Origin of the sequence: Massilia sp. X63 (assembly GCF_041023745.1) — a bacterium.
Classification (GTDB): Bacteria; Pseudomonadota; Gammaproteobacteria; order Burkholderiales; family Burkholderiaceae_D; genus Telluria.
In genome coordinates this window covers 1-4,380 of the sequence record NZ_JBFTEF010000034.1, presented here as the reverse complement: position 1 = coordinate 4,380, position 4,380 = coordinate 1, and the positions used below count along the sequence as shown (strand labels likewise).

Sequence of the window (4,380 nt, the reverse complement as noted above, 5' to 3'; positions counted from 1 at the left end):
TGTTGACTCTTTCGAGTCATCCGCTATCGCTAGCGGAGTCGCTCACTCAAAATACTGACGAAACCTTCTTTCGAAGATTTACGTTTATTTCTTGTGAACATTTGATAATTTAAGTATGCAGCTGACCCAAGCCAGCCGGCACCTTCATCAAACGCCCACACTTATCGACTGTTGATTGTTAAAGAACTCTTGTTCTGTACTACCTTACTGCACCGTACGAAGCGTTGTGTTCGTCAGCAGCAGAGAAGTGAGATTATGCAATGTTTCGCTTAACTCGTCAACCCCTCTTCTCTTTCGCTTGTCGCTGCTTTGAAAGCGGCGTTGCGCGTCGGAGAAACGAGACTATAGCAAACCCGCTTGTTAACGGCAAGGCCCGCGTGTTGGCCGGAAGCGACTGTGCGGGCGCCGGTGTGCCTTCTCTTGGCGCCCGGTCCGCGATCAACAGACGGCCTTGGGTCGATCCGGCATATGTGAGTTGTCGAACAGATGAGTTTTGTTTCAGCCGGATAATGCGTGGTGCGACATCAATCGAGTCAGATTGAACCGTGCCCTGGCACTATGGTCGAAGCACGTCGGCCGCATGACGCGGCAGGAATGTTGAACTGGGCTGCATTCACCGACCCGAAGTTCCGATATCGGGGGGAGCGTTACGGTGGTGAGTGTTGGCCCAGCCGTGCAAACCACCGGCGACTTCGAGGCACATGAAGGCAAGGGCGGGCTAGTCGGCACGCCTCCCGCCGGGTCGCGGTGTTGCACAGCTGGGAACCCCGGCCGGGAAACCGGTCGGGCAGGAGCCTCGGTTTCCAACCGGGGCTTTTTTTCGCCTGGCTCACCGCAGCCGACTGAGCGCCCCGGCCCGGCCCAGCGCCACACTTTATCCCGACGGCATAGAACGAACCGCCCCTTTTCGGCAGGCGGGCAAGTATAGTGAGAGATCACCGATCCCCCCATGCGCCCGTGACGCTCACTTCCGATCACATCCTCTCGCTGGCTCCCGATGCTGCCTCGGCCAAAGCCGGCAGCCAGCTGGCCACGCCGGCAAAATGGAACCAGCTGGGCTGCGACGAGCGTGCGCTGTGGGGCGAGTGCCAGGGCAGCGGCAAGGTCCCCTACCGTACCCAGATCGACATCGGCGAACCGGCCTTCAAATGCAGCTGCCCAAGCCGCAAATTTCCGTGCAAGCACGGCCTCGGCCTGTATCTCCTGCTGAGCAGCCACCCCGCGTTGTTCGCGGCCGGCGCGGCCCCGCAGTGGGTGGCGGACTGGATCGACAGCCGCCAGCAGCGCCAGGAGAAAAAAGCGGAGAAGGCCGCGGTCCAGGCGCCCGCCGACCCGGAAGCGGCGGCGGCACAGGCGCGCACGCGCGAAGAGAAGCGCGACCAGAGCGTCAGCCGCGGCCTGGCCGACCTGCGGACCTGGCTGCACGACCTGGCGCGCGAGGGGCTGGCCGGCGTCCGCGACCGTGGCCCCGCGTTCTGGAACGGCATGGCCGCGCGGCTGGTCGATGCGCAGGCCGGCGCACTGGCCGGACGCCTCAGGCGCGCCGGCGCCATGTGCTTCCAGACCACCCTGCCCGACTGGGAACGTCGGGTGGCCAACGAACTCGCTGCACTCTACCTGGTCACGATCGCATGGCAGCGCCTCGATGCATTGCCGCAGACGCTGCAGTGCGACCTGCGCAACCTGGTCGGTTTTTCCGTCCCCAAGGAAGACGTGCTGGCGCAAGCCCCGGTCGCCGACCGCTGGCTGGTCCTGGCCCAGCGCACCGACGAAGACGAACGGCTGCGCAGCCGCGCCACCTGGTTGTTCGGCGTCGCCTCGCAGCGCTGGGCCCTGCTGCTGCAGTTCGCGCCCGGCGCCCAGGCCTTCGAACACACCCTGCCCAGCGGCACCGAATTCGACGGCGAACTCTGTTTCTATCCGGGCGCCCGCCCCTTGCGCGCAGTGGTGCGCGAGCAGTCGGCCGCCGCGCCGCTCGCGAGCGCCTTGCCTGGGCAGCGCGGGATCGCGGTCATGCTGGACGAGTACGCGGACGCACTGGCCTGCCAGCCCTTCCTGGACCGCTGGCCCGCCATCCTCGCCGAGGTCGTGCCCGACATGGCGGGCCGGCTGCGCGGCGCCGACGGCGCGACGCTGCTGCTGGATCCGGCCTTCCGCCACCGCCTGCACCTCGCCGCCCTGAGCGGCGGCCACCCGCTGACCCTGATGGGCGAATGGGACGGCCACGCCTTCCTGCCCCTGAGCGCCTGGCACGCGGGGCGCCTCTACAACTTCGACACGGACCTGCCGGCATGAGCGACGCGCACCAGCTATACAGCCTGCTGCAGATCGGCACCTCGCGTGCCGCGGGCGTGCGTGCGGCCACGCTACCGCCCGAGCTGGAAGCCCTCGCCCCCGGTGCCGCTGCTGCCGATGCGCCGGACGGCCAGGCCGAAACGCGCCTGTGGCTGTCGCTCGCCGCGTGGTCGCTGTGGAGCCGCGCCGGCCGGCGTCCGGCCGATGTCGCCAGCGCGCTGCCCTCGCCCGCCGCGACCGAGCGCCTGCGCAGCTGTCCGCCGGACGCCGAGGCCCTGCTGGCGCGCCTGCTGCAGGGCAGCGCCAAGCCTGCTTTGCTGCGCGAATGGCTGCGCGCACTGGCAGGACACGGCGGCCGGCTTCCCGTCCGCTTCCTTCCCAACGTGCTCGCACTCGGCACACGCCATGCCGAACTGCGCACCGACATCGGTCCGGTGCTGGGCGAGCGCGGACAGTGGCTGGCGCGCTTCGAGCCCGACTGGACGTGGGCGGCGCCGGCCGCCGGACAGGACGAGCGGATGCAGCACTGGGAGACCGGCAGCATCGAGCAGCGCATCGCGGTCCTGCGCCACTGGCGCGCCGGCGATCCCGGCGCGGCGCGGGATGCACTGATCCAGTCCTGGGCCGGCGAAGCGCCGGACGCGCGCGCCCGGCTGCTGGCTTGCCTGGCCGTGAGCATCGGGCCGGAAGACGAAGCCTTCCTGGAGAGTGCGCTGGACGACCGGCGCAAGGAAGTGCGCCTGGCCGCACAGGCCTTGCTGGTCAAGTTGCCCGGTTCGGCGCTGCGGCAGCGAATGGCGGCGCGCTCCGCAGCGCTGCTCCAGCTCAGGCGCCCGCTGCTCGGCCGGGCCAGTCTCGAAATCACCCTGCCGGAGGCGGTCGACAAGGCCATGGCGCGCGACGGCGTCGGCGCCGGCGCACACCCCGGCCTGGGCGAAAAGGCCGGCTGGCTGGCCGACCTGCTCGCGGCCACGGATCCGCGCAGCTGGACCGAGCGCCTCGGCGCCGGGCCGGGCGACCTGCTCCTGCTGGCCGCCCGCAGCGATTTCGCCCACGCGCTGGTGCGCGGCTGGTCCGACGCCGTCGTGCGCGGGGTGGCCTCGCCGTTGGAACTGTCGGACTGGGTCCATGCCCTGCTCAGGTTCCGGATGGCCGCCGACGAGCGCATGCGCCAACAGTATCCGCGCGACTTCTTCGACCTGTTCGCAGGCATGGTCCCGGCCGATCTGCATGCCTGGCTTGCCGACGCCGTCGCGGCCAGCCGCAGCAGCTGGGGCCTGGCCGAACTCGCCCTGCTCGACCTGCTGGTGCAGGCCGCCACGCGCGCCTCCGCCAGCTGGCCCGCCGCGCTGTCGCGCGACGTGGTCGAGCGGCTCCTGCGCGAACTGCCGGCGCTTCCCAACGCCCAGTGGGAGCTCAGGTCCGCCCTCGACAGCCTGGCCGGCGTCGTCGACCCGCCAGCCGTGGCCGGCCTCGAGGCCGCGTGGCGCGCCGGCGCGCCCGAGGGCGGACTGCACGAGCACATTGCCAATTTCTTCGACACCGTGCGCTTGCGCCACGAGATGTCGCTTTCTTTCCAGGAGCCCGCATGACCGCATCGACCACCACCGTCCTTCGCCAGCACGCGGAAGCGCAGTACGCCAGCGAGATCGAGGCCTTGATCGCCTTCGACTCCCGCCAGCGCCCGCCGCGCTGGAAGATGTCGCCTTGGGCCGTCGCAACCTACCTGCTGGGCGGCAGGCTGGACAACGGCGTCGAGATCAGCGCCAAGTACATCGGCAATCCGCGCATCATCGAGATCGCCGTCGCCACGCTGGCGACCGACCGCGCGCTGTTAGTCCGCAGGCTCCCGTCGGCCCGGTGCAGGCCGGGGCCCAAGTCGGTCGAGCAGCAATGACATCGCTCGCTAATGCGAAGCGTGCAAACGCAAAAAAGCCCGCTCAGATCACTGAGCGGGCTTTTTCATATAACTAGCCTGACGATAACCTACTTTCACACTGGTTGCAGCACTATCATCGGCGCAAAGTCGTTTCACGGTCCTGTTCGGGATGGGAAGGGGTGGGACCGACTTGCTATGGTCATCAG

Annotated in this window: 2 protein-coding genes, 1 rRNA gene and 1 pseudogene; 3 read left to right on the top strand and 1 reads right to left on the bottom strand. The window is 68.3% G+C overall.

Annotated elements, in window-relative coordinates; genetic code table 11:
- The first annotated feature begins 957 nt into the window (after positions 1-957).
- The 3 genes and pseudogenes from AB3347_RS25780 to AB3347_RS25770 form a co-directional block, all read left to right on the top strand.
- Positions 958-2,295: an SWIM zinc finger family protein gene (locus tag AB3347_RS25780; RefSeq protein WP_369094510.1), complete on the top strand. Its 1,338-nt coding sequence runs from the start codon at positions 958-960 to the stop codon at positions 2,293-2,295.
- Complete coding sequence (locus AB3347_RS25775) at positions 2,292-3,887, top strand: DUF5691 domain-containing protein (protein ID WP_369094509.1); 1,596 nt, start codon at positions 2,292-2,294, stop codon at positions 3,885-3,887. The genes AB3347_RS25780 and AB3347_RS25775 overlap by 4 nt, the downstream gene beginning before the upstream one ends.
- Positions 3,884-4,147: pseudogene (locus AB3347_RS25770) on the top strand (ATPase); the annotation flags it as partial. The gene AB3347_RS25775 and the pseudogene AB3347_RS25770, both read left to right, overlap by 4 nt.
- A 121-nt stretch (positions 4,148-4,268) precedes the next feature.
- On the opposite strand, the gene rrf reads toward AB3347_RS25770, so the two are convergent.
- Positions 4,269-4,380, bottom strand: a 5S ribosomal RNA gene (gene rrf / locus AB3347_RS25765).

What these genes read in the sequence shown, in the direction of transcription:
- AB3347_RS25775 (WP_369094509.1), top strand. Translation starts at nt 2,292, where the DNA reads ATGAGCGACGCGCACCAGCTATACAGCCTGCTGCAGATCGGCACCTCG.